This window comes from Paenibacillus sp. JT22N7 (genome assembly GCF_059383875.1).
Window position 1 is genome coordinate 1 of sequence record NZ_JBXENY010000035.1, and the last position, 1,053, is coordinate 1,053.

Here is a 1,053-nt window from a genome sequence, read left to right on the forward strand (position 1 = left end):
CCATCCCCACATTGGAACAAGCCCAGCCGCATGAGCGGGCCGGTCGCTAGCGAAATGCTGCCTTGCAGCTCAGCGGCAGCGGCTTCGACCTTTTCGCTCCATCCGGGCTCACCCCGGAAATCGAAAACGTCCAACCTGTAAAGCTCACCGTCCGCCACCTTCCGGTTCCAAGCGACATAGCTGCCGTCCTCGGCCTGCGTCAGCGTCATCCGCAGCGCGTCATGATGCGTGGCGAGGTGCTGCATCGCCACGCTTAGCGCCACGCGGTCAAATCGCTCTTCCCGATACAGCATGACCGCCTGATTGAAATGATGCAGGTCGACGGGATCGCGTTCCACCAGCCAGTGCTGAATCGGCGTCAGCGGCACCGCCCCGTGTACTTCTCCTTGTTCCGCCGTGCGGGTAACCGCCGTCAGATGGGTGCCTAGCTGCGCCACCACCGGATAGCGGAATAACGTCTTCATTTCCAGCTTGTACCCGACCTGCAGCAGCCGGGAAGCGACTTGAATCGCTTTGATCGAGTCGCCGCCCAGATTAAAGAAATGGTCATGGATGCTCACCTCCGGCACGCCGAGCACCTGCTGCCATACCGTCACCAGCGCGTGCTCCATCGCTGTGCGAGGCGGAGCATACGGGAGGTGCGAGGCCTGAGCCTCCGGCATCGGCAGCGCCTGACGGTCCACTTTGCCGTTGGCCGTGAGCGGCAGGCTCTCCAGCTGTACAAAGGAGGCCGGCACCATATAGGCGGGCAAGGAAGCCGACAGCAAGCTGCGCAGCCTCGGAATCTCCAGCTCGCTGCCTACGACGTAGGCGCACAGCTGAAGGCTGCCCCCCGCATCCGGCAGCGCCTGCACGATGACCTCGCGAACCCCTGTCCCCCGCAGCAGCACCGCCTCAATCTCGCTGAGCTCGATGCGGTAACCGCGAATTTTCACCTGTTCATCCCTTCGTCCCACATACGTCAAGGAACCATCCGCCTGCCAGCGAACCAAGTCCCCCGTACGGTACATTCGCTCCCCTGGCTCAAACGGGTTCGTCACAAATTTTTCCAAA

Annotated in this window: 1 protein-coding gene; it reads right to left on the reverse strand. The window is 62.1% G+C overall.

Annotation, left to right across the window (positions count from 1 at the left end):
• Positions 1-1,053: condensation domain-containing protein (locus AC50Y5_RS32745; RefSeq protein WP_494865804.1), on the reverse strand; the 1,053-nt coding region annotated here is incomplete at both ends.